This window comes from Palleronia abyssalis, from assembly GCF_900302445.1.
GTDB classification, from domain to species: domain Bacteria; phylum Pseudomonadota; class Alphaproteobacteria; order Rhodobacterales; family Rhodobacteraceae; genus Palleronia; species Palleronia abyssalis.
In genome coordinates this window covers 149,293-172,735 of record NZ_ONZF01000002.1, presented here as the reverse complement: position 1 = coordinate 172,735, position 23,443 = coordinate 149,293, and the positions used below count along the sequence as shown (strand labels likewise).

Here is a 23,443-nt window from a genome sequence, read left to right as displayed (position 1 = left end):
GCGACAATGTAAAGTTTAGTTTACAGTGGAAGGCCCGCTCATGGACGATCTTGCAAGCTTGCGCGACGGTGATCGGGCCGTCGTGATTGGTGCCGGGCTGGGCGGTCTGGCAGCGGCGATGCGGCTGGGGGCGAAGGGCTATCGCGTGACGGTGCTGGATCGGCTGGACGGTCCGGGCGGGCGCGGGTCGGCAATCCACAAGGACGGGTTTCGGTTCGACCTGGGGCCGACCATCGTTACGGTGCCACAGCTTTTGCGGGACCTTTGGGCGACATGCGGGCGTGATTTCGACACAGATGTCGATCTGCGTGCGCTCGACCCGTTCTATGAAATCAGGTGGCCCGATGGATCTACCTTCACCGCGCGTCAGGACACGGATGCCATGCGAGCCGAAGTGGCGCGCCTGTCGCCCGAAGACCTCCCCGGTTACGAGCAATTCCTGAAGGACAGCGAGGCGCGATACCATTTCGGGTTCGAGGATCTCGGGCGCCGGTCCATGCACAGGTTTGAGGACCTCTTGAAAGTCCTGCCGAAATTCGTTGGCCTCAGGGCGGATCGCTCGGTCGCGGCCCATGCGGCCCGGCGGTTTCACGATCCGCGGCTGCGGATGGCGTTCAGCTTTCATCCGCTGTTCATCGGCGGCGACCCGTTCAACGTGACCTCGATGTATATCCTCGTTAGTCACCTCGAGAAGGAATTCGGCGTCCACTATGCCATGGGCGGTGTCGTAGCGATCGCCGAGGCGATGGTGCGGGTGATCCGCGATCAGGGCGGGGAGGTCCGATACGGCGTCGAAGTGGACGAGATCCTGTTGCAAGGCGGGCAGACCCGCGGCGTGCGCACCGTCGAAGGACAGATGATCCCTGCGCCTCTAGTCGTGTCGAATGCGGATGCCGGTCACACCTATTCCCGTCTTTTGCCCGGCAAGAAGCGGTGGACCGAGTCAAAGCTGAGAAAGCGGCGGTATTCCATGGGGTTGTATGTCTGGTATTTCGGGACGCGTGGCACGCGGGACATGTGGTCCGACGTGGGCCACCACACGATCCTGAACGGGCCACGCTATCAGGGCCTTGTCCACGACATCTTCTTGAAGGGCCAATTGTCCGACGACATGTCGCTGTATGTGCATCGCCCGACCGTCACCGACCCGAGCGCCGCGCCCGAGGGGGACGATACCTTCTATGCCCTGTCGCCGGTGCCGCATCTGGGCCACGCGCACCCCGTCGATTGGCGGGCCGAGGCCGCCGTCTACCGCGAGAAGGTCGCGGCGCAGCTTGAAACGCTGATCCCTGGATTCCGCGACCGTATCGTGGCCGAGCACGAGATGACGCCCGGGGATTTTCGCGACCGCTACCTGTCCCCCCATGGGTCGGGCTTTTCGATCGAGCCGCGGATCCTGCAATCGGCGTGGTTTCGGCCCCATAACGTCAGTGAGGAGGCCAAGGGTCTGTTCCTCGTGGGTGCGGGAACGCATCCCGGGGCGGGGGTGCCTGGCGTGATTTCTTCGGCCGAGGTTCTTGGCAAGCTCGTCCCTGATGCTCCGGGCGGGATGCGTTCTGAAAGGTTGGCCGCAGAATGACCCATGAAACCGACATGGCCTACTGCCGCGAGGCGATCCGCCATGGATCGCTGTCATTCCACGCAGCGTCTCGTCTGCTTCCCAGAAAGGTGCGCGATCCGGCGTTGGCCTTGTACGCCTTCTGTCGCCTTGCCGACGACGCGGTGGACGATGGCGCCGACAAGCGCGACGCCGTGCTCCGCCTGCGTGACCGGCTGGACCTTAGCTATCGCGGCACCCCACAGAACCGCCCCGCCGATCGCGCCTTCGCCGAGATGATCGCGCGCCACGACATGCCCCGCGCGCTGCCCGAGGCCCTTTTGGAGGGGCTGGCCTGGGATGCGCTGGGCAGACGCTATGACACGCTTTCGGATCTCTATGGATATTCCGCGCGGGTGGCATCGGCCGTCGGTGCGATGATGTGTGTGTTGATGGGCGTTCGGGATGCGAACGCCTTGGCGCGGGCCTGCGATCTGGGCGTTGCGATGCAGCTGACGAACATCGCCCGCGACGTGGGGGAGGACGCGCGCGCCGGGCGTCTGTATCTGCCGCAGGAATGGCTTTTGGCCGCGGGCGTGGACCGGGACGCCTTTCTGGCGGATCCGTGTTTCGACCCCCGGCTCTGCACCATGGTGCAAGCCCTCCTGACCGATGCTGCCCGCCTATATAACCGATCCGAAGCCGGGATCGCGGCGCTGCCCCTTTCCGCGCGCCCCGGCATCTATGCTGCGCGTCACGTTTATGCCGCCATCGGCGGTGCGGTGCGGCGCAATCGCTTCGACAGCATCCAACCACGTGCGCGGACAGGTCGGGCGCGCAAGGTTGCGCTTCTGGGGCTGTCGACGGTGCGTGCGGGGGCAAGCACCGTCATGCCACGCTCGGCCGTGATCTTCGCGCCGCCCTTGCCCGAGACGGCCTTTCTTGTGACGGCTGCGCGCCGGGATGCGCCCGCCCGGACCGAGTGGGGGCATACGCTCGTCGAGGTCTTTGCCCAGCTCGAGCGGCACGACCGCGCAGGAGCCGAGGTCTGAGGAACAACGCGCGGTATGGCCCCGTTCCTCGGTTAAACCGAGGAGCCTCAGTAATGACCGAATACACCTTCACGCTGAAAGACATCTCGCCGGTCACGCATGATACCTACCGGCTGATCTTCACGCGCCCCGACGATTTCGACTTCGAATCCGGCCAGTGCACTCACTGGGCCTTCGACGCCGATGGATGGCGCGACGAGGACCGCCCCTTCACCATGACCTCGCAACCCGAAGAGACCGACAAGGTCGAGTTCGTGATCAAGACGTATCCCGATCACGAGGACGGCGTGACGAAAGAGATTCCCAAGATGACGCCCGGCGACAAGGTCATTGGCGATGAGCCCGGGGGCGCGATCACCGACAAGGGCGTCGGAGTGTTCATTGCCGGGGGCGCGGGCGTGACGCCCTATATCCCTATCCTGCGCCGTCGCGCGAAGGACGGCACGCTGAACGGCTGCACCCTGATCTATTCCAACAAGACCGAGCGTGACATCATCCTTCGCAGCGAATGGGAGTCAATGTCCGGTCTGAAGACCGTCTTCACCGTTACCGACGAGGATAGCGCTGCGGTTGAAACCGGTATGATCGACGAGGGCTTCCTGAAAAAGCACCTCGATGGTTTGGATCAGCGCTTCTATCTGTGCGGACCCAAGCAGATGGTGAACGACATTCGCGATGCGCTGAAACGGATCGGTGTCGACGAAGACAATATCGTGACCGAAAACGGCTGGTAGACGCCCTCGAGGATCGAGGCGTCAGTGCTTGCGCAGCGCCTCGATCAGTTCGTCCTTCGTCATGTCCGATCGCCCCTCGATCCCGATCTCTTGCGCACGATCATAGAGGTCGTCTTTCGTCCAGTCTTCGTATTGTCGGTTTTCGCCGCCCTTTTTCGACGGATCCATGTCGTCATTGGCCTGCGCGTTGGCGATCCGGGCCGCCTTTTCCTTTGACATGCCCTGGTCGCGCAGTGCCTCGAAGGTTTCGTCGTCCTTGATGGACGGTCCGTGGTTCTTGGCCATCGTGCTCTCCAAACTAGGTTTGAATCGGAACGGAATAGGATTTGGGCGGTTCCCGTCGATCACGAGCGAGGATTCTGAAAGATGGTCGACTCGACCGAAGAGCGCGTTCGCGCGATGGAATTGAACCGGAAGGACCATCAGGAAACCGATGGTGAGGAAGAGCAGCAGATAGATCAGGCTGCGCGTCTTTCGGCCCGCATGATCTACGAGGTCATCCGCCGCGATGGCGCGGACGAGATGACCCGCCCGAAAACGTCGCTGGTCTTTTCCGGTCTGGCCGCCGGCATACTGATCGCCTTCTCGATCATCGGCGAAGCCATTCTGCGCGCCCACCTGCCCGATGCCCCGTGGCTGCCGCTGGTCGAAAGCCTGGGTTATACTCTCGGGTTCTTGTTGGTCATCATGGGCCGGATGCAGCTTTTTACCGAGAACACCATTACCACGGTGCTGCCGCTGACGTCGAACCCGTGCAGGGAATACTTCTTTCTTACCGGACGCCTGTGGGCGATCGTGCTGGCCGCCAATGTCGTCGGCGCGTTCATCGCAGGCACGTTCATGGCCTACACTCCGACCTTCGGCCCCGAGATCAAGACGGCCCTGCGCGAGATCTCGGAACACGCGGTCCTGCATCCTCCGGTCGAGGCGTTCTTCAAGGCTCTTCCTGCCGGGGTCATCATCGCGGCAATCGTTTGGATGATGCCAATGGCGCCTCAGGGCCCCGTCCTCGTCATCGTCATTTTCACCTGGCTGATCGCGGTCGGTGGCTTCACGCACATCATCGCCGGATCGGTTGAGATGGCGTACCTGGCGGTACAGGGGCTGATCACCTTCACGGAAGCGTTGAAGTTTTTCATCCCGGTTCTCGTGGGCAACGTGATTGGCGGAACGGTGGTGTTCACCCTTATCACATGGGCGCAGGTGGCGGCCGAGGTCGAAGAATGACGCCACTTCGCAAAACGTGATGTTGCGTCGGGTGGCGGACCCATCAATGGCTCTCTAAAGTGGATAATGTTGCTCAGCGGGGGGCCAATACGTGAAGGGACGCTTTCTCGGCGCAAGTTTCGCCGCAGTATGTCTTGCGCTGCCAGCGTCGGCTTTCGAAAATCTGTCGTTTCAGGTTGCCGGGTCCGAGAACCTGACCGAAGACCTGCGCCGTGCTTCGCTTCTGGTGGCGGCCGTCAATGAAGATGTGACCGACCCAGCCGAGCTTCTGGCCGCCGCGCGCGCCGATTACGGTCGGCTGGTGGGGGCCTTATATGCCGACGGGCGATACGGGCCCGTCATCAATATCACGGTGAACGGAACCGAGGCGGCCGATATCTCTCCGCTAACCCGGCTTGGATCGATCCAAAGCGTCAATGTCCGGGTGCAGCCGGGACCGGTCTATGCGTTCTCGACCGCCGAGATTGGGCCCTTGGCTCCGGAGACCGAGCTTCCCGACGGGTTTCGCGTCGGCAGGCCCGGGGAATCCGGTGTCATTCGCGATGCCGCACAGGCGGCAGTTCTGGGCTGGCGTCAGGTCGGCCATGCCAAGGCTGATATCGGCGACCAGTCGGTCGTTGCGCAGCACGAGGAAAACCGCCTCGCGGCGCAGATCGGAGTTGCGCCGGGACCGTTGGTGCGGTTCGGCGACCTGATCCTAACCGGGCAGGAGGCTGTGCGCCCCGAGCGACTGCGCGCGATCGCGGGTTTTCCGACGGGCGATATCTACAGTCCGGAGGATATCGACGATGTCGCGCGCAGGCTCAGGCGGACGCAGGTCTTCTCGGCCGTGGCGCTGACCGAGGCCGAGACGCTGGGGCCGAACGACACGCTGGACGTGGATGCGAACCTTGTTGCGTTCCCACCCCGGCGGATCGGTTTTGGGGCCGAGATCTCGACTGTCGAGGGGCTGACACTGACCAGTTACTGGATCCACCGCAATCTGTTCGGCGGGGCCGAGCGTTTGCGTCTGGATGGCGAAGTGTCGGGTCTGGGTGGGGGGACCGGCGGCATCGATTATTCCTTCGGCGCCAGGTTCGAGCGTCCGGCCACCTTCGCCCCCGAGAACACCTTCTTCGCCGAGGCGCTCGCTGCCCGGTTCGACGAGGAGGACTATGTCTCGGATACCGTCTCGCTGACCTTGGGCATTCAGCGGTATGTGAACGACCAGATCGAGATCGAATACGGATTGGGCTATCGCTTCAGCTCTGTCGAAGACGACGCGGGCGAGACCGAGTATTCCATGCTGATCGCGCCGCTTTCGGCGACCTACGATTCGCGCGAGGACCCGCTGGACGCCAAAGGCGGGTACTATCTGGACCTCACCGCCACCCCGTTTCTGGGCGTGAACGAGCAGACCGGATCGGGTGGCCGCGTAACCTATGACGCACGCACTTATCTGAGCTTCGGCGAGGATGATCGGTTCACGCTCGCCGGCCGCGTTCAGGGCGGTTCGATCCTGGGGGCCGAGCTTGACGAGGTTCCGAACGAATACCGCTTCTATTCGGGCGGCGGCGGATCCGTACGCGGGCAGGGGTATCAATCCTTGGGTGTGTTCCTGGATAACGGCGTGCGTTCCGGCGGGGCGTCCTATGCCGGTTTCCAATCCGAACTGCGCGCTGGTGTGACCGAACGGATCGGTGTGGTCGGCTTCTATGACTACGGCACTGTCGGATTCGACAGCTTCCCCGACGGGGATCGCAATCATGCGGGCGCGGGGGTCGGTGTCCGGTATCTAAGCCCCATCGGACCCATCCGTCTGGACATCGCGACACCGCTTGGCGGTCCCGATGACGAGGACGAGTCCGGCGGCGTCGAAGTGTATGTCGGTATCGGCCAGGCGTTCTAGGGGAACCTCACCATGCGCAAGTTCACGCGGCTTTGTGTTCTGTCCCTGGGGCTCGGCGTCCTTCCGGTCATGGCACAGGAAACCCCCGATCCGGACGAGGATGGGGGCGGGTTTCTTGAAAACCTGATCGAGGACCGACTGTCTTCGGACGGCTTCCAGGTGCAGGTTCGCGGGTTCGAAGGGGCGCTGTCAAGCACGGCGCGCGTGGCCCAAATCGTCATCTCGGACGAGGAAGGCGCCTGGCTGACCGTGAACGATGCGGTGCTGGACTGGAATCGCAGCGCCCTTTTGCGCGGACGCCTCGAGGTCGAGGAACTGGCGGCCGCAGAGATCCTGTTGCCGCGCCTGCCCCAAGGCGAAGAACAGGCGGACGTGCCCCAGCCGGAAGCGCAACCGTTCTCCCTGCCCGAACTGCCGGTGTCCATCCAGATCGGCCAGATCGACGCCGAAAGGATCGAGTTGGGCCAGACCGTCCTCGGCGAAGAAGCGGTTCTGTCCTTGCAAGGCTCGGCCCGGTTGGCCGATGGCGAGGGCGAAGTCGACATCCGTGCCGAACGTCTGGACGATGAAGGCGTGTTCCAGGTTGCCGGCAGCTTCGAGAATGGCAGCCGCGAATTAACCATCGATGTCAGCCTGGAAGAAGGCCCGGACGGGATCGTTGCCAGCCTGATCGATCTGCCCGGACGGCCCGCGCTGTCGGTCAGTGTAGAAGGGTCGGGTCCGTTGTCGGATTTCGATGCCGAGATCGATCTGGACACCGACGGCGAAGATCGCCTGTCAGGCACCGTGTCGCTGGACGAGGTGGACGGCGCGAACCGCTTCACCGTCGATCTGGGTGGCGACGTGACCGCCCTGTTCGCCCCGACCTACCGCCCCTTCTTCGGGCCGAACGTCCAGCTTCAGGCCGAGGGCGCACGCTTCCCCGACGGGGCGTTTCGCTTGGACAGCCTCGACCTTTCCGCCCAATCGCTAAGCCTCGAGGGCCAGGTGTCGATCGGGGCCGACGGTGTGCCCGATCTGATCGACGTGACCGGAGAGATAGCGTCGGAAAACGGGCCCGTCCTCCTGCCTGTCGGTGGCGATATTCGCGTCGGTCGCGTCGGTCTCGACGTCAATTTCGATGCCAGCGAGGGCGAAACCTGGACTGGCGAGATCGTGGTCGAGAACTTCGACCAACCCGGAATCGAGATCGCGCGGCTGGCGCTGGATGGATCGGGGGTCATTTCGGGTGCGGGCGAGACGTTGGATATCGAAGCCGGGTTCGACTTCGATGCCAACGGCCTGGCGCTGGACGATGGTGGCCTCGAAGCGGCGCTGGGCGAGGATCTGACCGGCCGGGTCGAACTTGGCTACGAAGCCGGCGATCCCATCGTGATGAGCGTCCTGCGCCTGACGGGCGTGGGCTTTACACTGAACGGGCAGGGAGAGGTTGACCCGGACGGCGAAAATGTTCCTCTGTCGCTTCAGGCGCAGTTGGACGCGGATGATCTCTCGGTCTTCTCGGCGCTTTCCGGTCTTCAACTGGGCGGCGGCGCGTCCGTCGATCTCGATCTCTCGGCCGAAGCTCTGTCAGGGGCGTTCGACCTCACCTTGGACGGCCGCACGCAGGATCTGTCCTTGGGGATCGACCAGGTCGATCCCCTTCTGACCGGCTCGACACTCTTGCAGCTAGAGGCTGACCGGGACGAAACCGGTCTGCGCGTCAGTGATCTTTCCCTTCAGAACGAGGCCATCGACGTCGACGGCTCGGCCGATCTGACGTCCGATGGCGGAACGGCGGAACTGGAAGCCCGGATCGATGATCTGAACCGGATCGACCCGTCTCTGAGCGGTCCGGCCACCCTAACGGCAAGCGCACGACGTCCAGCCGACGAATGGCGGATCGACCTGAGCTTCGAGGGCGCCGAAGCAGCCGTCGCCGGTGATGCCACGATCCGAGAGCTCGATGCGGAAAGCCCACTAGCGATCTTCGACCTGGGCGTTGTCGCTGATGATCTGTCCAATTTCGGCGTCATTCTGGGGCGTCCGCTTGCCGGATCGGTGGACCTTTCGGCGCGTGGGCAATCGCGCCTGAACTTGCGTCAGGCAGATGTCGCGCTGTCGGGCTCCATGACGGATATCGAGATCGGGCAAGACGAGGTCGACCGCCTTCTGTCTGGCGAGACCCAGATCGAGGCACAGGTTCAGCGCGAAGGCCCGCAATTCACCGTGCCGGGATTGCGCGTCGAGAATCCGCAGATTGCGGTAAACGGCGATGCTTTCATCGCCTCGGGTCAAAGCGAGGTGGACCTGCGCATCGCCTTGGACGAGCTGTCGCAGATCGTGCCCGAGATGCAGGGCCCGGCGGATATCGTGCTGGACGCGGTCGAGGATCAGGAAGGGTGGATTGTCGACCTTGACGCCACTGGGGCCGGGTCGCGGATTGTTGCCGATGCGACGGTGACTGATCTGCGGGCCGACGACGCATCCCCCCTTGTCGAAGGCACGGCGCAGGTTTCGGTGGACGACCTCTCGGTCTTCTCTTCGCTTGCTGACCGTGAGCTTGGGGGCACCGTCGATCTGGATCTCGCCGGCCGCAGCCGTTTCAACCTGTCGGAGGCCGAAATCGCGACCACCGGCCAAACGCGGAACCTTGCTGTCGGTCAGCCCGAACTGGACCGGTTGTTCGAAGGCGTAACCGACCTGGCCATCACGGCCGAGAAGAACGACGAGACCATCTTCGTCGAACGGCTTTCCCTGGAGAATCCGCAAGTGCGGGTCGGGGGTGAAGGCACCTATGGCGGCGCGGGGCAGAATGCCGTCGACGCAGCCATCTTGTTTACCGAGCTATCGGACGTTGTCCCTCAGATGTCGGGCCGCGCGGAGATCACGTTGGACGCAGAGGAAGTCGATGATGCCTGGCAAATCGATCTTGAAGGCGACGGGGCAGGTGCGCTGATCGATCTGGCCGGGCAGATCACGGGGCTGGACGACGTTCCGGCATTTGACGGCGCGGCCTCGATTGAGGTGGCGGATTTGTCGGTCTTCTCGACGCTGGCGAACCGGGATCTGGGCGGTGCCGTCGATCTGGAGGCCGAAGGCATGGCGCGGTTCGACCTGTCCGAGGCGCGCATCGATGCAACCGGCCAGACCCGCGATTTGGCGATCGATCAGGCCGAATTCGACCGCCTGTTCCGGGGCGTGACCCAATTGTCCGTAGACGGTGCGAAGGATGCCGACCGTTTGTCCTTGGACGAATTGATCCTGCGGAATTCGCAGATCAACGCGACTGCACAAGGCACCTATGGCGGGGACGGCGCGAACGCGGTGCAGGCCGATATCTCGGTCGCTCAACTTTCAGATATCCTGCCCGAGCTTTCGGGGCCGGCGGACGTCACCCTGGTTGCGGAAGAGACGGGCGACGTTTGGCAAGTTTCGCTGGACGGCGACGGTGCCGGAGCCGTCGTCGATGTGCTGGGCGAGGTTGGGGGGCTGGGCGCCACCCCCCGGTTCGACGGCGAAGCGACCGTGCGGGCCGCCGACCTCTCGCGGTTTTCCCGCATCGCGGGTCGCCCGCTTGCGGGCTCGGTCAACCTTTCGGCGAACGGCAGCGCAACGCTGGACGCAAGTCGCTTTGACCTGACCGCCGATCTGCGTGCCAATGGTCTGCGCACCGGGATCGCGCAAGCCGACCAGCTTCTGGCTGGGGGCACCACCACGTTGCAGGCCAGCGCCGTGCGGACCGGTCCGAATGCGCCGATCCGCGTGCGGACGTTCAATCTGAACGCACCCGGCCTTGATGCAACGGCGAACGGATCGATCCTTGGGGGCGCCAGCGACCTGACGTTCAACGCCCGGCTGGCCAATCTGGGGCAGTTCGTTCCGAACCTGAACGGGCCGTTGACGGCACAGGGTCGGGCCGGGCAGCAGGGGTCGAACATTTCTCTCGACGTGGCACTGACGGGTCCCGAAGGGATCCAGGCGCAGGTTGATGGAACGGTCGCACAAAGCTTCGACCGGGCGAATATCGATGTGGCCGGGAACGCCCCCTTGCGGATTGCTAACCCGTTTCTGGGCAATCGTGCCCTGACCGGAACGGCGCGGTTCGACCTGGGGCTCAACGGTCCGCTGCAGCCGTCTTCCGCGTCCGGCACCATAACGGTCGAGGGAGGACGGCTGGTCGATCCAAGCGTCCCATTCGTGCTTAACGACATCAATGGCACCGCACAGCTTCAGGGAAGTCAGGCGGTTCTCAACGTCACGGCGAACAAGCAGGAGGGGGGCGCACTACGGCTTGCCGGGACCATCGGCCTCACACCCGGTTATGCCGCCGATCTGGGGATCGAGTTGAACCAGCTCGTGATCGAGGATCCCCGCTTGTACCGGACCACTGCGAATGGGCGGGTCACGTTGAACGGATCGCTGGCAGGCGGCGCGACCATAGGCGGGACGATTATCTTGGGTGAGACCGAGATCCGCGTGCCTTCCACCGGTCTTGGCGCAACGGGGCCCATCCCCGACGGGCTGGTGCATGTAAACGAGCCTGCGGACGTTCGCCGTACCCGGGTCAAGGCAGACCTTATCGAAGACGACGCTGACGGAAGTGGTGGCGGCGGGGTCGCGTTCCCGCTGGATCTGACCATTGTCGCAGACAATCAGGTCTTCATCCGAGGCCGTGGGCTGGACGCTGAACTCGGCGGTCGGCTGGAACTACAGGGCACGACGCAGGATGTCATTCCTATCGGGCAATTCGACCTGATCCGCGGTCGTCTCGATATTCTGGGTCAACGTATCGTGCTGACCGAAGGCAGCGCGACCTTGGCAGGGGATTTCGTTCCTCGGATCCGCCTTGTCGCGCGGACCGAGGCCGATGACGTCACGGTCCTGATCATACTGGAGGGCGAAGCGACCGAACCCGACATTCGATTTTCTTCCGAGCCTGAGCTTCCGCAGGACGAAGTGCTCGCCCGCCTTCTGTTCGGACGTTCGATCGATCAAATCTCGCCGCTTCAGGCCGCGCAATTGGCCAATGCGGTTGCGACATTGTCCGGCCGTGGGGGAATCGGCATCATTTCGTCCCTGCGGGATAATACAGGCCTCGACGATCTGGACCTTACTACGGACGAGGATGGGAATGTTGGGGTCCGCGCAGGGGCATACATCTCGGAGAACCTGTATACGGACGTCACGGTGGATTCGGAAGGCGACGCCGAGATCAACCTTAACCTCGATCTCACCGACTCCATCACGGTGCGCGGGGGCGCGTCGAACTCGGGCGAGACTTCCCTTGGCGTGTTCTTCGAACGTGACTACTAGGTCACATTTTGCCAACCGAACGTTTTTTGACGTATGCTTGGGAACCACGACCCGCCCACCTGCTTTGCCATAGGTAACAGCATAAACCGGAAAAACGTCTCATGGTGTACTGGGCATTCATTTCTTTTGCAGTGGCATTGATGGCCGGGCTTTTCGGCTTCGGCGGCCAGGCAACCCCGGTTGCCGGTTTGGCCCAGACATTGTTTTTCGTGTTCCTCGGCGTCGCTGCGGCCTTGGTTGGGGTTCGGGCGGCGAACGATTTCAATTCCGATAATTCAAGTTCCCGGGACTGACCCTGATCGGGGTTACCCGAGGCTGTTCCGGTCGCCGATCTGTAACCGCCAGACTTGAGCGATTTACCGGAATATCGTCGAGGGCGCGGCCAAGTTATTCGGACCGTTAGATGCAAGTTCTCAACTAAGCCCCGGGTTGGGCAACTTGCAGAAGTATCTGCAAAGACCGTTCTCTGCCCGATAAACGAAGAACGGCGGCACCGAAGCCCGCCGTTTTAGTTTCGCATTGGACCCGTGGTTCACTTGCCCTTCAAAGACTCCGTCGACGAGAAGAACATCGCCTGACTCACCGCCGATCGCACCTGCTCCTCCGAGTATGGTTTGGCGATAAGGAACGCAGGCTCTGGCTTGTCGCCGGTCAGTAGACGTTCCGGGAACGCGGTGATAAAGATCACCGGGATGTCGCCGAACTGGGCGAGAAGATCGTTGACCGCATCTACGCCGGACGAGTTGTCTGCCAGCTGGATGTCCGCCAGGATCAGGTCCGGCCGATCCCGAGAACCAAGTTCGACCGCAGCGTCGCGGGTTCGGGCAATGCCGGTGATCTTGTGTCCCATTTCGGACACGATCGAATGGATATCCATCGCGATGATGGCTTCGTCTTCGATGATCATCACTTTGCCAGTCATGGATTTCTCCATCTCCGAGATCGCGATATCGACCAGGGCGGACGCCTCTTGGCCATCCATCTCCATGATCTTTCCGATCTCATCGAAGTTGAACCCCTCGATCGTGGACAAAAGAAGAGCCTCGCGGGTGTTGTTGGTCAGTCCGGCCATATGGTCGAGGGCCCTGCTTTCCAGTCGGGTGGTCGGGTCCTCGGTATCGGCGGTCGGCGCTCCGGCGGTCGACCAGATCATGTGAAAGGCGCGAAACAGGGCCGTTTTCGGCTCCAGCGAGCGTTCGAATATCGTGGGTTCCTGAAGAATTGCTTCGAGCGTCGCGGCCGCATAGTTGTCGCCAGTGCGTTGCGACCCGGTCAGGGCGCGTGCATAGCGACGCAAATACGGCAGTTCGTCGCCAATGGTGTCGGAGAGATCGACCTGCTCTGATCTTGCTTGCATACTTTTGATTGGTCCCTGAACTCGCGGAATTGTTTTGGAACTAACGGGATCCCCGGGGCGTTGGTTCCCCGGATCGCAAGAAAATCATAACAAACAAGTGGCACCGAACCGAATGTCGGACGACAAGAAGACGTCGAGCGTGATGCGGCAGATCGACGAAAATCTGCGCCGCGTCTACATGGAAGAACAACAGGATGACGTACCTGACCGCTTCAAGAGCCTGCTGGATAGGCTGAAGGCCCAGGAAAAGACCGGTCACGGAAAAGGCGATCAGAATGGCTGACCAGACCCACCGCGACCCGCGGGAAGAACTGGTCGAGCATTTGGGTGCTTTGCGTGCGTTCGCGATGTCCCTTACCCGTAACTCGGCCGCCGCCGACGACCTTGTCCAGGATACGATCGAAAAAGCTTGGAAGAACATGGACAAGTTCCAACCAGGTACGAACCTGCGCGCGTGGCTTTTCACGATCCAACGCAATGCATTCTACTCGATCCGCCGTAAGGCGAAGCGCGAGGTGGCCGATGTCGACGGTGCCATGGCGGCGTCTTTGTCTGAAAGACCTGCGCATGACGGTCGGTTGGCGATGAACGATTTTCGCAAGGCGTTCGAACAGCTTCCCGACGAACAGCGCGAGGCGTTGATGCTGGTCGGTGCGTCCGGCTTTGCCTACGAGGAGGCGGCCGAGATGTGCGGCGTCGCCGTCGGCACGATCAAGAGTCGCGCCAACCGGGGGCGCCGGCGGCTTGCCGAACTGATGGGCCTCGACCCGAACGAGGATCCCGTGATCGGAGATACGACCAACGATTCCGTGATGTCGGCCTCGCAATCCCGGCAGGGATGACATGCTGAGCGGCGTGCGGGGAATCGAAGGGCTGGACCGGCTTGATATTCGCTTGGTGGCGCTGCTTGGATTGGCACTGTTGCCTATCGGCTTGATCGCGATGGTCCAGACCTATCGTGTGATTTCCGAGGCGGATCGCAACGCAGAAGCGGCCCTGACCGGTGTGACGCTGGCCGCAGCGACGCACGAACGCGAAAGCTTGCTGCGCGTTCGTGGAGCGGCGCAGATGGCGTCCCGGGTCGTTCCCAGCCTGCTTGATGACGAGCCAGAATGCTCGGCAGAATTGGCCGAGTTCGTCAACGCATACCAAAGCATTGCCTTTGCCGGGTTCGTTGATCTTGAAGGGGACGTGAGGTGCGCGTCCGACGGGGCGGGAACGAGCATCACGAACAGCGATGTCTATCAGGACTTCATTGAACGGCCGGGCCCCAGCGTGCACGCCGTGGTTGGGCAGATATCGAACCGTAGCGTGGTGGTCGTGGTCGAACCGGTCGTGGATGACGGCACCCTTCTGGGATACGTCGCACTGTCGGTTCCCCAGCAAAGTCTGGATCTGCCGTCAACGAACGACATATCGCTAAGCCCGTTGCGGATGGTCACCTTCTCGGTCGAGGGGAACATTCTTTCTTCTCCGGAAAACCGTGAGCAGATCGACGCTCAGCTTCCAGCGACCCGACCCCTGGATACTTTGCCCGAGCCTGAGCCGTGGAGCTTCCATTCCAGATCCGTGGATGGTCTTGAATATTTCTATACAGTCGCACCGCTGATCCCCGGTGAAATCTACATCCTCGCGATCTGGCCCGATAACGCAATACGCACGGCCGGATTGACCGCCGCCAGCGCGATCCTGTTTCCCCTGCTCATGTGGTTGGTCACGATCGGCGTCGCCTATTTCGCCGTGCATCGCTTGGTTGTGCGTCATATCCGGTATCTGCGCCTGCGGATCAGGGCGTTCACGGCGAACCGGCGGGTCCTCTCCCCACAATATGGGACGGACACGCCGTCCGATCTGCGCGAAGTCATTGAAGCATTTCACCAGATGACGGAACGGATCGTGCGCGACGAGGCTGATCTGGAAAACAGCCTGCACGAGAAGGACGTACTTCTCAAGGAAGTCCATCACCGCGTGAAGAACAACTTGCAGCTGATCGCCTCGATGATGAGCATGCAACTTCGCAAGTCCGAGAACCCCGAGATACACTTTATCCTGCGCCGTTTGCAGGACCGCGTTCTGGGTTTGGCGACCATTCACCGCAACCTTTACCAGGCGAGCGTTCTGAGCCGCGTGAATTCCTCGCAGCTGATAGAGGAGCTTGTCACACAAAGCGTCAACAATTCCGACGCGCACGAGAATGGGGTCGACTTGCGCATGGATGTGGACGAAGTCGCCCTTTATCCCGACCAAGCGGTGCCCCTGTCGCTTCTGGTCACTGAAACGATCACGAACGCCTTGAAATATGTCGGAAGGCCAAAGACCGGCGCGCCTTGGATCGAACTGACCTTGCGCGCTCAGGAAAACGGCGAAGTGCGCCTTCAAGTATCGAACTCCATCGGTGAACCGCTAAGCAAGGAAGTCGAGGTGTCGACAGGTTTGGGCACGCAGCTGATGAATGCGTTCTCGATGCAGCTAGACGCGGAAAACTCTATCGATAAGCGCGACGACATGTTCATTGTGACCGTGGTATTCCAGCCAAGCGAGTTCGCTGAAGAGCCATGAAACGTATCGACGACATCAAGTATTTGCTGACCGCCGAAGAAGCTTGGCCGGTTTTCGAGCGTGAGGTTCTTTCGGCCGAGCATCGGGTCGTCGCGGGTTTCCGGATATTCGATTGCATGACCCGGCTTCGGTCGGACGAAGGGCAAGGCGTGGGCGAGGACTGGTTCGACCTGATCCTGCATATCCTGCGCAGAGGCGTTCGCGTCGATCTGATCCTGTCGGATTTCGACCCGATCATCGCCCCCGACATGCACGAGATGACCTGGCGGACCATGCGCCAGCTTGCCGCCATCCGCGAGCTTGCCGGGCCTGACGCCATTCTGAACACCATTCCCGCGATGCACCCCGCCGAGGCTGGACAGGTTGCCCGGACCGCGCTGTGGCCGAAGGTCTGGCAAGAGCTTACGGACCTTCGGGACGCCGTCAACGAACGCCCCGAAGATGTGCGGCGCACCATGTTTCACGACATGCCGGGCACGCACTCTTGGCTGGAGTTGGCCGAAGACGGCACGGTGCAGTCGCACGATCCAAGCCCGCCGCCGCTGTATCCCGTGTCCCATCACCAGAAGATCGCGGTGATCGACAGCCGCAGCCTGTATGTCGGGGGTCTGGACCTGAACCCTCGGCGCTATGACACCCCCCGCCATCACCGTGCGGCCGAGGAAACCTGGCACGATGTCCAGATCCTCGTTCGCGACCGGGACGCCGCCGAAGCCGGCGAGGCACATCTCGACAATCTTCTTCAGACCGTGGCCGCAACCGCCGAGGTTCCGCCTCAAAGGGGGGGGTTTTGTACGACGACGTCGCGCTGGCAGCGCAACATCGTCGGTATGGCCCCCGAGGTCGTCTCGCGCAGTATCGCCGACAAGACGATGCAGCAGATCGAACGCTCCGAGCAGTTCCTGTATTTCGAGACGCAGTTCTTCCGTGATGTGGAACTGGCAGAGGCCTTGGCGACCCGCGCGAGGGAGGCGGAGAAGCTGGAGCTTCTGATGGTCCTGCCCGCAGCGCCCGAGGACGTGGCGTTCGAGGGGCGGCGCAAGGTCGATGCGCGATACGGAGAATATCTGCAGGCGCGTTGCGTCCGAACCGTGATGGAGGCATTCGGCGACCGGTGCTTTTTCGCCAGCCCCGCCCAGCGCAGGGATGCCCGTCCCGGGCAGGATGACGAGGAAGACCGATCGACCTTCCTGGGCGCGCCGTTGATCTACGTCCACGCGAAGGTCAGCGTTTTCGACCGGCGTGCCGTTCTGGTCAGCTCGGCCAACCTCAACAGTCGGTCCCTCCACTGGGATACCGAGGCCGGGCTTTTGCATGTGGACGAGGTCTTCGCGACTGACGTGGTCGCCCGGTCGATGCGCCACTGGCTGCCCGAGACCGACATCGATATGTCCGGATCACTGGTCTCGCAGGTGCGCGATCAGGCCGAGTTGGACGCGGTGCGGCAGCCCGGCAATCGCGAGGGGTACCTGTTGCCCTACGACGTCGAGAAGGCCGAAAGCTTCGGGACAAACCTGCCGGGGATCCCGGCCGAACTGGTCTGACGGAACGATGCCTGCCGGGTCGCGTTGCCCGGCCATGACAGACATTCGATCGCTTCCCAACCCACGTTCGCATGAAGGCGATACGCGTCGCGTCGGAATCGAAGTCGAATGCGGCGGGGTGGACGAACACCGACTTGCCCGGATCCTGGCCGATGCATTGGGTGGTACCGTCTGCAGGACCGCCGAGTACGAGTGGACCGTCGAGGGGTCTCGTATCGGCGACATAGACGTGCTTCTGGATACCGCCCTTAGGGATAAGGTCGAAAGCAATATCGCCAAGGCCGGCTTGGCCATGGGGCGAGCGGTTATCCCGGTCGAATTCGTGACTGAGCCGATAGAACCCGACCGCATCGCCGAGGTGGACCAAGCCTGCGCCGCGCTGGCCGAGGCCGGGGCGTTCGGAACCCGGGACGGGCTGTTTGTTGGCTTCGGCCTTCACCTCAATGTGGCGCTGCCGGGAACCCAGATCGACGATATCCTGCCGGTCCTGACTGCGTTCGCCCTCATGGAGGATTGGATGCGCGCCCGGATGGATCTCGACCCTTCACGGCGATTGCAACCTTTTGTGGAAACATACCCCTCCGTACTGGTCGACGCATTATGTGATCCCGAAGCGGAATGGAGCCTGGATGCGCTACTTCGGACGTATCTTCAGCATGCACCGAACCGGAACCACGCGCTCGACCTTCTGCCGATCCTCAAGCATTACCAATCCGGTGCGGTCGTCGAGGCCGTACCGCAGATGGCGCACAAGTCCGGGCGTCCCGCTTGGCACTACCGCCTGCCCGATTGCCGCATAGGAGAGGGTGACTGGTCCGTTGCCCTGGAGTGGAACCGATGGTGCGTTGTCGAGGGAGTCGCGTCGGATCCGAATCTTTTAGGCCGACTTAGGATGTGCTGGCGCGATTACCGAGGCCGGGCGTTCGGGATGCCGGGGCGATGGCATGCCGTTTCGGCGGAAATCCTGGACGAGGAAGTGGATCTTCCATGAAGCCGACGATCGGTGTCACGACGTCGACCAGATCGGGGTGGCGCATTTTTCCGCTCGTGGCGTTCAACGTCTGGCTGGCTGGCGGGCGCGCGGTGCGTTGGGTCGCCGGCAAGCCCTCGGATGTGGCCGATGTCGACGGGCTGATCATTGGCGGCGGCGACGATATCTCGCCCGATCTCTATGGCGGGCAGATCATCACGTCGTCCCGGCTGGACACCGAGCGAGACGCAATGGAGCAGCGGCTGGTCGAGGAAGCGATGGACCAAGGCAAGCCCGTGCTGGGCATTTGCCGTGGATCGCAGATGCTGAACGTGGCGCTGGGCGGGCGTTTGGACCAGGACGCCTATGGAACTTATACCACGTCGGACCGGCACTGGACGATCCTGCCGCGCAAGACGGTCCGGATCGTACCCGAAACACGCCTGGCTCGGCACGCGGACACGGTGCCGATGAAGGTCAACGCCCTGCATTCCCAGGCCGTATCGACCTTGGGCCGCGGGCTTCGCGTCGCCGCACGTGACACCGGCGGCATGATACAGGCGATCGAGCGGACCGAAGAACCGTTTGCCCTTGGCGTCCAGTGGCACCCCGAACATCTGTTCTACGCCCATCGTCAGCGCGCCATCTTCCGCGCGCTGGTCGCCGCCGCCCGCGCCCGCGCGGCGTCCGAGGCGCAGCTGCCCCGGGTCGACCTAGATGCGCCGGCGTGGGCTCAGTCGAAGACGAAGTGACCTTGTTCCGCGATGTGGCGCAGCCGGGCAAGGGGAACACGGGTGTCGTCTTCGGTGATGATGCCGGTGACGGTCATGTCCTCGATCACCAGATCCGCGACCTTTCCCATGTTGCCCCCCGGGCCGAACGCATCACGGCCCAGCAGATCGCTGCACCTTTCCATATTTTTCACCCGCCCGCCTGAACGGCTGACAAGATCGGCGTTTCCTTCATCGGGATCGGCTGGCACCGTCCGGTCGGCCGATGTGGCCATGCCAGCGGCCATCAACATCGGGGAGAAGGTGTACCCGAAGGGACCGACGATCAGCGGCGGCAGCGCCGAGGCAGCGGCCGAGTCATCGGTCCATTCGGGGGCGTCATGAAGTTCGTCCCGCGTCATGGAGACCGGCCAAGCGTCATCGCCGGGCGCGCCGAACCGGTCGAGAGAAACGAGGACTTCGCGCCGGTCCAGCCATCCGCCGATGTCGATGGCCGCCATCTGCAGGCGGCGACTGTCGGCATCATGGAACAAGGCCCGGATCGGAAACCTGTCGTCCCCCGCCAGCGCGTCTAGGTCGAGAAGCTGGGTAAGCCTTTGCATCTTGGGTCGTCTCCTTGGTGGGCTATAGCGTCGCAGGCGGCTTGTGATGGGGAACACGCATAAAGGCAGAATGTTGCGCTTCTTTATGGTGCAGGAGTACTTGTAATGGACTTCAGTTGGCTCATCCCCTTGCTCGCCTTGATGACGCTGCTCATCTTCTCCGTTTTCACTTTGGTTTCCAAGGAACGGACCGAACAGAGAAAGCATCGCGAAGATATCGAGAAATCCTCCCTCGCTGCCGATAGTGACAGTCACAGCGCGGCACCCTGACGACGGAACAATCGGTCGCAGGCGGCATTGAGGGTGCAACGTCCACCCAACAAGAAAGGTCCGCCCGATGGTCAAGGCAGTTTCCAACGACGAGATGAACCCGGCGAAGTCGAACCCCACGACGGAGGATCTGTCGCGACAGGTCGACGCTCTCAAGGCAGACATTTCCCGCCTGACCGAGACGCTCGGCGACTATGGCCGGACGAAATCGCGCGAGTATCAGGGCGAAGCGCGCCGTCGCGCCAACGAAATCCGCGATGAAGCACAAGGACGCGTGGACGACATCGAGGCCTATGTGCGCCAGAATCCGGCTCAGGCGCTGGGCATCGCGGCGGGCGTAGGCCTGCTGATCGGCTTGTTCAGCCGTCGCTGATCCATATGTTCGGACCGCAAATCGCCGCACTGCGCTTCGCGATCAAGAGCGCAGCGCGGCGCGCGAAATGGGGCGCCATAGGCGCTCTTTTCCTGCTTCTTGCCTTGGTGTTCCTCGGCGTTGCTGTCTGGGTTGCGTTGGTCGATGCGGTTGGTGTCATTCCCGCTGCCCTCATCATAGGCGGTGTATGCCTGGTAATCGGATTGGTCGCGCTGGCATTCTCTCGTTATCCCCCACGCGTAGTCCCTAAAGAGGCCGCGAGCGAGATGCAGAACCCGATGAACAGCCCCGCGCTGAGCACGGCCGCCGTGGTTAACGCCGTCGTCATGGGGATTGCGGCCGGCCGCGCCATGCGTCGGCGCAACCGCTGATACGACCGCCCGCGGCGTGAAATCCGTCGCGGGCGGCAGATTTTCCTGTAAGATCACTTGGCTAGTTCCACACCAGATTGGAACATGATACCTCTCGGTCAATTAACCGATGACATAGCTGGAACCATTTGAAGACATGTCCACGGACTGCCTGAACTGCCCCCTGCGCTCTCTCAGCATTTTTTCCGAAATGACGGCGGCCGAAGTCGACTTCATGCGGCAATTCAAATCCGGCGAGCTTCGCGTGGCCCCGGGTACCCCGATCCTTTCGGAAACCAGCCGCTCTCCCCAACTGTTTACCGTTCTTTCGGGAATGGGGCTGAGGTATAAGACCCTCCCCGACGGGCGACGCCAGGTCATCAATTTCCTGATGCCCGGCGACTTCATTGGTTTACAGGGCGCCGTCGCCGCCGAGATGGGTCACAGCGTGGTTGCGTCCACGGACATGACGCTTTGCGTGTTCCAGCGTTCCGAGTTCCTGTCACTGTTCCAAAGCGAGCCGCAACGCGCCTACGACGTGACATGGCTGGCCGCCACCGAAGAGCATTTCCTGGGCGAAGCCTTGGCCAGCATCGGACAGCGGTCCGCCATAGAACGGGTCGCCTGGGGGCTTTCGCAGATCTGGGAGCGGGCCAATAGGCTGAAACTGACGGAAGGCGACACCTTGGATTTCCCGTTCCGACAGCAGGATCTGGCCGATACCTTGGGCTTGTCGCTGGTTCACACAAACAAGACTCTTGCCAAATTGCGAGAGCGAGAGTTGGCGACCTGGACGGATCGAAAGCTGCGCATTATCGACCTCGCCGGGTTGCGGGGGCTGGCGATGGCCGGAAAAGGCGCCTGCCTGGCCGAACGTCCCCTGATGTGATCAATCGCCGATGAAGACGTCCGCTGCCGTGGCTTTACGCTCTCCCATCGGACGGGACGGACCGACCGTGGAATCCACCCGTGTCCTGCGTTCCAGCTCCGCGTTGAGGGCAGCGCCCAGCAGAACCGAAAATGCGCTGAGGTAAAGCCACATCAGCAGCGCGATCACGGCCCCCAAGGCGCCGTAAACCTCGTTATAGCGCCCGAAATTCGACAGATAATAGCTGAACCCGTACGAAATCGCGCCCCAGATGATGACAGCCACCAGGGCCCCCGGCGTCAGCCACGGAACGCGGGCCTTTCTGCGGTTGGGCCCAAAGCGATACACCACGCCGATCCCAACAATGACCACGGCCAAAGCGACGATCCACCGAACGCTGGCGACCAGAAGCGCGGTGATCGGCCCCAAAGGCAGAACAGCAAGAACGATCGGCAGGATCACGACCGACAAAAGCGCCACGAGGGCCACGCCGATCAGCAGGAACGTCACCCCGAACGCGGCCGCCATCTGGCGCAGGCCCACGCGGTTCTTCTCGTTGTAGACGGCGTTCAACCCCCGGATCAGCGCCGCCACCCCCGCGCGCGACGACCATATCGCGGCAGACAGGGAGATGATGGTGGTCCATCCAAGGGTCGAGGAGTTCGCGGTGATCAGCGACGTGATCTGCTCGTCCAGAATGGCGTAGGCGTCCCCGGGGATGATGCCGCGCATGGTGGCAAGCTGCCCGTAGACCGCGTCCGGATCGGCAAAGAATCCCCAGATCGCGATGATGGCGGCCAGCGTCGGGAAGATGGCCAGCATCCCGTAGAATGCCACGCCCGCCGAGATCAGGGCAATATTGCTGTCGTTCAGACCAAGAAAAACGGCTTTCGTCGATTGGTACCACGCCCGCCAGCCCAGTCCTGGCCCGAGAGTCGAACTGCGGTTCTGTCGCGAAATTGGACTGGTTTCCGTATCGGCCATGTCACTGATTATAGCGCGGTTCACCGCTGGCGCAGATGAGATAGGGTCGGCGCACCCCGACTGTCATCCAATGGCAACGGTCCTGCCTGCGGTAGGGTGTCGCATATCCGTTGGACAGGCGGGCCGGAATTGCTACTATAGGGATGTCCCTGCGCCGGGGTCTTCGGCGCGATCGAGAAGGAGGACAATGTCCTGTCTCTTGTTGAGAGTGCGGCCCATGGTGACGCCGCGACCCGGTCTGGCCATATGAGCGGTCAATCCGAAACTGTGCTGGATGCCGAGCAGCTTCTGGCCGAAATTCTTACATCCCTTGATGACGACAAGGCCGAAGACGTCGTGCAGATCGATCTGCGGGGCAAGTCCGAAATGGCCGACTACATGATCGTGGCGTCCGGCCGGTCGACCCGCCAGGTCATCTCGATTGCCGACCGTCTGACCGACCGGCTGAAGCAGGATCACGGCGTTCTGTCCAAGGTCGAGGGCAAGGACAGCGGCGATTGGGTGCTGATCGACACCGGTGACGTCATCGTTCACGTGTTCCGCCCCGAGGTTCGCGAGTTCTACCAGCTCGAGAAGATGTGGCTTTCGCCTGAACAGGCAGCGGCCCGCTACTGACGTGCGGCTGCGAATCTGCGCGGTGGGCCGGCTTCGTTCCGGCCCCGAGCGCGCTTTGATCGACGACTATACGACGCGGTTCAACCGAACGGGCCGCGCCCTGTCTCTTGGCCCTCTCGAAGAGGTCGAGGTTGAAACGCGCAAGGTCTCGGGACCCGAGGCCGAGGGCGAGGTGCTTCTGAAATCCGTGCCCGGCGGCGCTGTCCTCGTCACGCTTGACGAACGCGGGCGCGAGATGACGTCTCCCGATTTCGCCGATACTTTGGCGGCTTGGCGCGACGAAGGGCGCCCCGACCTGTGTTTCGTCATCGGCGGGGCGGACGGGCTTGCACCCGCTCTGCGCGACCAAGCCGACGCGTCGATTCGGTTCGGCCGCATGGTCTGGCCGCACATGCTGGCGCGGGTCATGCTGACCGAACAACTTTACCGTGCCGCGTCGATATTGGCAGGAAGTCCCTATCATCGTGCCTGAAAGGTTTGCGCTGGC

22 protein-coding genes are annotated in these 23,443 nt (G+C 62.4%); 18 read left to right on the top strand and 4 right to left on the bottom strand.

Annotation, left to right across the window (positions count from 1 at the left end):
- Positions 1-40 precede the first annotated feature (40 nt).
- From PAA8504_RS04560 to PAA8504_RS04550, 3 genes are read left to right on the top strand one after another with little or no spacing between them, the layout of a single operon-like run.
- Positions 41-1,579 (top strand): phytoene desaturase, encoded by a 1,539-nt coding sequence (locus PAA8504_RS04560; protein WP_108892985.1) that lies wholly within the window; start codon positions 41-43, stop codon positions 1,577-1,579.
- The gene (gene crtB, locus PAA8504_RS04555) at positions 1,576-2,589 is read left to right on the top strand and encodes a 15-cis-phytoene synthase (RefSeq protein WP_108892984.1); all 1,014 of its coding nucleotides are present in this window, start codon (positions 1,576-1,578) and stop codon (positions 2,587-2,589) included. The genes PAA8504_RS04560 and crtB overlap by 4 nt, the downstream gene beginning before the upstream one ends.
- 53 nt (positions 2,590-2,642) lie before the next feature.
- Complete coding sequence (locus PAA8504_RS04550) at positions 2,643-3,323, top strand: FAD-binding oxidoreductase (RefSeq protein ID WP_108892983.1); 681 nt, start codon at positions 2,643-2,645, stop codon at positions 3,321-3,323.
- Positions 3,324-3,344: 21 nt separating this feature from the next.
- Here PAA8504_RS04550 and PAA8504_RS04545 read toward each other — a convergent pair whose 3' ends face one another.
- Positions 3,345-3,608, bottom strand: a complete 264-nt coding sequence (locus PAA8504_RS04545; RefSeq protein ID WP_108892982.1) for a DUF7218 family protein — start codon at positions 3,606-3,608, stop codon at positions 3,345-3,347.
- A gap of 81 nt (positions 3,609-3,689) precedes the next feature.
- Between PAA8504_RS04545 and PAA8504_RS04540 the strand changes: the two genes are divergently transcribed.
- From PAA8504_RS04540 to PAA8504_RS04525, 4 genes are all read left to right on the top strand, one after another.
- Complete coding sequence (locus PAA8504_RS04540; protein WP_306419522.1) at positions 3,690-4,550, top strand: formate/nitrite transporter family protein; 861 nt, start codon at positions 3,690-3,692, stop codon at positions 4,548-4,550.
- 91 nt (positions 4,551-4,641) lie between these two features.
- Entirely contained in the window at positions 4,642-6,438 is a 1,797-nt protein-coding gene (locus tag PAA8504_RS04535) for an autotransporter assembly complex protein TamA (RefSeq protein WP_108892981.1), read from the top strand.
- Between the two features lie 12 nt (positions 6,439-6,450).
- On the top strand, positions 6,451-11,733 hold the full coding sequence (locus PAA8504_RS04530) for a translocation/assembly module TamB domain-containing protein (protein WP_108892980.1): 5,283 nt from the start codon (positions 6,451-6,453) through the stop codon (positions 11,731-11,733).
- A gap of 101 nt (positions 11,734-11,834) precedes the next feature.
- Positions 11,835-12,026, top strand: a complete 192-nt coding sequence (locus tag PAA8504_RS04525) for a DUF1328 domain-containing protein (RefSeq protein WP_108892979.1) — start codon at positions 11,835-11,837, stop codon at positions 12,024-12,026.
- A gap of 239 nt (positions 12,027-12,265) precedes the next feature.
- Here PAA8504_RS04525 and PAA8504_RS04520 read toward each other — a convergent pair whose 3' ends face one another.
- The gene (locus PAA8504_RS04520; RefSeq protein ID WP_108892978.1) at positions 12,266-13,090 is read right to left on the bottom strand and encodes a response regulator; all 825 of its coding nucleotides are present in this window, start codon (positions 13,088-13,090) and stop codon (positions 12,266-12,268) included.
- Positions 13,091-13,202: 112 nt separating this feature from the next.
- Between PAA8504_RS04520 and PAA8504_RS04515 the strand changes: the two genes are divergently transcribed.
- From PAA8504_RS04515 to PAA8504_RS04490, 6 genes are read left to right on the top strand one after another with little or no spacing between them, the layout of a single operon-like run.
- Positions 13,203-13,373, top strand: a complete 171-nt coding sequence (locus tag PAA8504_RS04515) for a NepR family anti-sigma factor (protein WP_108892977.1) — start codon at positions 13,203-13,205, stop codon at positions 13,371-13,373.
- Complete coding sequence (locus PAA8504_RS04510; RefSeq protein WP_108892976.1) at positions 13,366-13,932, top strand: RNA polymerase sigma factor; 567 nt, start codon at positions 13,366-13,368, stop codon at positions 13,930-13,932. Before PAA8504_RS04515 ends, PAA8504_RS04510 begins: the two co-directional genes overlap by 8 nt.
- A 1-nt stretch (position 13,933) precedes the next feature.
- The gene (locus PAA8504_RS04505) at positions 13,934-15,649 is read left to right on the top strand and encodes a sensor histidine kinase (RefSeq protein WP_108892975.1); all 1,716 of its coding nucleotides are present in this window, start codon (positions 13,934-13,936) and stop codon (positions 15,647-15,649) included.
- Positions 15,646-17,193, top strand: a complete 1,548-nt coding sequence (locus PAA8504_RS04500) for a phospholipase D family protein (protein WP_108892974.1) — start codon at positions 15,646-15,648, stop codon at positions 17,191-17,193. Before PAA8504_RS04505 ends, PAA8504_RS04500 begins: the two co-directional genes overlap by 4 nt.
- Positions 17,194-17,227: 34 nt before the next feature.
- A complete protein-coding gene (locus tag PAA8504_RS04495; RefSeq protein WP_181375688.1) occupies positions 17,228-18,184 on the top strand; it encodes an amidoligase family protein in 957 nt (318 codons plus the stop codon).
- Positions 18,181-18,915, top strand: a complete 735-nt coding sequence (locus PAA8504_RS04490) for a gamma-glutamyl-gamma-aminobutyrate hydrolase family protein (protein WP_108892972.1) — start codon at positions 18,181-18,183, stop codon at positions 18,913-18,915. The genes PAA8504_RS04495 and PAA8504_RS04490 overlap by 4 nt, the downstream gene beginning before the upstream one ends.
- Here the strand turns inward: PAA8504_RS04490 and PAA8504_RS21765 are convergent.
- A complete protein-coding gene (locus PAA8504_RS21765) occupies positions 18,897-19,841 on the bottom strand; it encodes a hypothetical protein (RefSeq protein ID WP_146190452.1) in 945 nt (314 codons plus the stop codon). The two genes, PAA8504_RS04490 and PAA8504_RS21765, sit on opposite strands and share 19 nt — an antisense overlap.
- Here PAA8504_RS21765 and PAA8504_RS04480 point away from each other — a divergent pair.
- The 3 genes from PAA8504_RS04480 to PAA8504_RS04470 all read left to right on the top strand — a co-directional run bounded on the left by PAA8504_RS04480 (position 19,834) and on the right by PAA8504_RS04470 (position 21,378).
- Entirely contained in the window at positions 19,834-20,139 is a 306-nt protein-coding gene (locus tag PAA8504_RS04480; protein WP_108892970.1) for an ElaB/YgaM/YqjD family protein, read from the top strand. The two genes, PAA8504_RS21765 and PAA8504_RS04480, sit on opposite strands and share 8 nt — an antisense overlap.
- Before the next feature lie 5 nt (positions 20,140-20,144).
- Positions 20,145-20,510, top strand: a complete 366-nt coding sequence (locus tag PAA8504_RS04475; RefSeq protein WP_108892969.1) for a hypothetical protein — start codon at positions 20,145-20,147, stop codon at positions 20,508-20,510.
- A gap of 136 nt (positions 20,511-20,646) precedes the next feature.
- Positions 20,647-21,378, top strand: coding sequence for a Crp/Fnr family transcriptional regulator (locus PAA8504_RS04470; protein WP_108892968.1), 732 nt, complete (start codon positions 20,647-20,649; stop codon positions 21,376-21,378).
- On the opposite strand, the gene PAA8504_RS04465 is transcribed toward PAA8504_RS04470, so the two are convergent.
- Positions 21,379-22,341, bottom strand: a complete 963-nt coding sequence (locus PAA8504_RS04465) for a YihY/virulence factor BrkB family protein (RefSeq protein ID WP_108892967.1) — start codon at positions 22,339-22,341, stop codon at positions 21,379-21,381. It abuts the gene before it with no gap.
- A gap of 246 nt (positions 22,342-22,587) precedes the next feature.
- Between PAA8504_RS04465 and rsfS the strand changes: the two genes are divergently transcribed.
- Together rsfS and rlmH are read left to right on the top strand one after the other, a co-directional pair.
- Positions 22,588-22,956, top strand: coding sequence for a ribosome silencing factor (gene rsfS / locus PAA8504_RS04460; protein WP_108892966.1), 369 nt, complete (start codon positions 22,588-22,590; stop codon positions 22,954-22,956).
- A gap of 1 nt (position 22,957) precedes the next feature.
- A complete protein-coding gene (gene rlmH, locus PAA8504_RS04455) occupies positions 22,958-23,428 on the top strand; it encodes a 23S rRNA (pseudouridine(1915)-N(3))-methyltransferase RlmH (protein WP_108892965.1) in 471 nt (156 codons plus the stop codon).
- The last annotated feature ends 15 nt before the right edge of the window (positions 23,429-23,443 follow it).

Bases quoted from the DNA above. Each gene is read 5' to 3' on its own strand.
- PAA8504_RS04560 (WP_108892985.1), top strand. From the start codon at position 41: ATGGACGATCTTGCAAGCTTGCGCGACGGTGATCGGGCCGTCGTGATT.
- crtB (WP_108892984.1), top strand. From the start codon at position 1,576: ATGACCCATGAAACCGACATGGCCTACTGCCGCGAGGCGATCCGCCAT.
- PAA8504_RS04550 (WP_108892983.1), top strand. From the start codon at position 2,643: ATGACCGAATACACCTTCACGCTGAAAGACATCTCGCCGGTCACGCAT.
- PAA8504_RS04545 (WP_108892982.1), bottom strand. From the start codon at position 3,608: ATGGCCAAGAACCACGGACCGTCCATCAAGGACGACGAAACCTTCGAG.
- PAA8504_RS04540 (WP_306419522.1), top strand. From the start codon at position 3,690: ATGGTCGACTCGACCGAAGAGCGCGTTCGCGCGATGGAATTGAACCGG.
- PAA8504_RS04530 (WP_108892980.1), top strand. From the start codon at position 6,451: ATGCGCAAGTTCACGCGGCTTTGTGTTCTGTCCCTGGGGCTCGGCGTC.
- PAA8504_RS04525 (WP_108892979.1), top strand. From the start codon at position 11,835: ATGGTGTACTGGGCATTCATTTCTTTTGCAGTGGCATTGATGGCCGGG.
- PAA8504_RS04520 (WP_108892978.1), bottom strand. From the start codon at position 13,090: ATGCAAGCAAGATCAGAGCAGGTCGATCTCTCCGACACCATTGGCGAC.
- PAA8504_RS04515 (WP_108892977.1), top strand. From the start codon at position 13,203: ATGTCGGACGACAAGAAGACGTCGAGCGTGATGCGGCAGATCGACGAA.
- PAA8504_RS04510 (WP_108892976.1), top strand. From the start codon at position 13,366: ATGGCTGACCAGACCCACCGCGACCCGCGGGAAGAACTGGTCGAGCAT.
- PAA8504_RS04505 (WP_108892975.1), top strand. From the start codon at position 13,934: ATGCTGAGCGGCGTGCGGGGAATCGAAGGGCTGGACCGGCTTGATATT.
- PAA8504_RS04500 (WP_108892974.1), top strand. From the start codon at position 15,646: ATGAAACGTATCGACGACATCAAGTATTTGCTGACCGCCGAAGAAGCT.
- PAA8504_RS04495 (WP_181375688.1), top strand. From the start codon at position 17,228: ATGACAGACATTCGATCGCTTCCCAACCCACGTTCGCATGAAGGCGAT.
- PAA8504_RS04490 (WP_108892972.1), top strand. From the start codon at position 18,181: ATGAAGCCGACGATCGGTGTCACGACGTCGACCAGATCGGGGTGGCGC.
- PAA8504_RS04480 (WP_108892970.1), top strand. From the start codon at position 19,834: ATGGTCAAGGCAGTTTCCAACGACGAGATGAACCCGGCGAAGTCGAAC.
- PAA8504_RS04475 (WP_108892969.1), top strand. From the start codon at position 20,145: ATGTTCGGACCGCAAATCGCCGCACTGCGCTTCGCGATCAAGAGCGCA.
- PAA8504_RS04470 (WP_108892968.1), top strand. From the start codon at position 20,647: ATGTCCACGGACTGCCTGAACTGCCCCCTGCGCTCTCTCAGCATTTTT.
- PAA8504_RS04465 (WP_108892967.1), bottom strand. From the start codon at position 22,341: ATGGCCGATACGGAAACCAGTCCAATTTCGCGACAGAACCGCAGTTCG.
- rsfS (WP_108892966.1), top strand. From the start codon at position 22,588: ATGAGCGGTCAATCCGAAACTGTGCTGGATGCCGAGCAGCTTCTGGCC.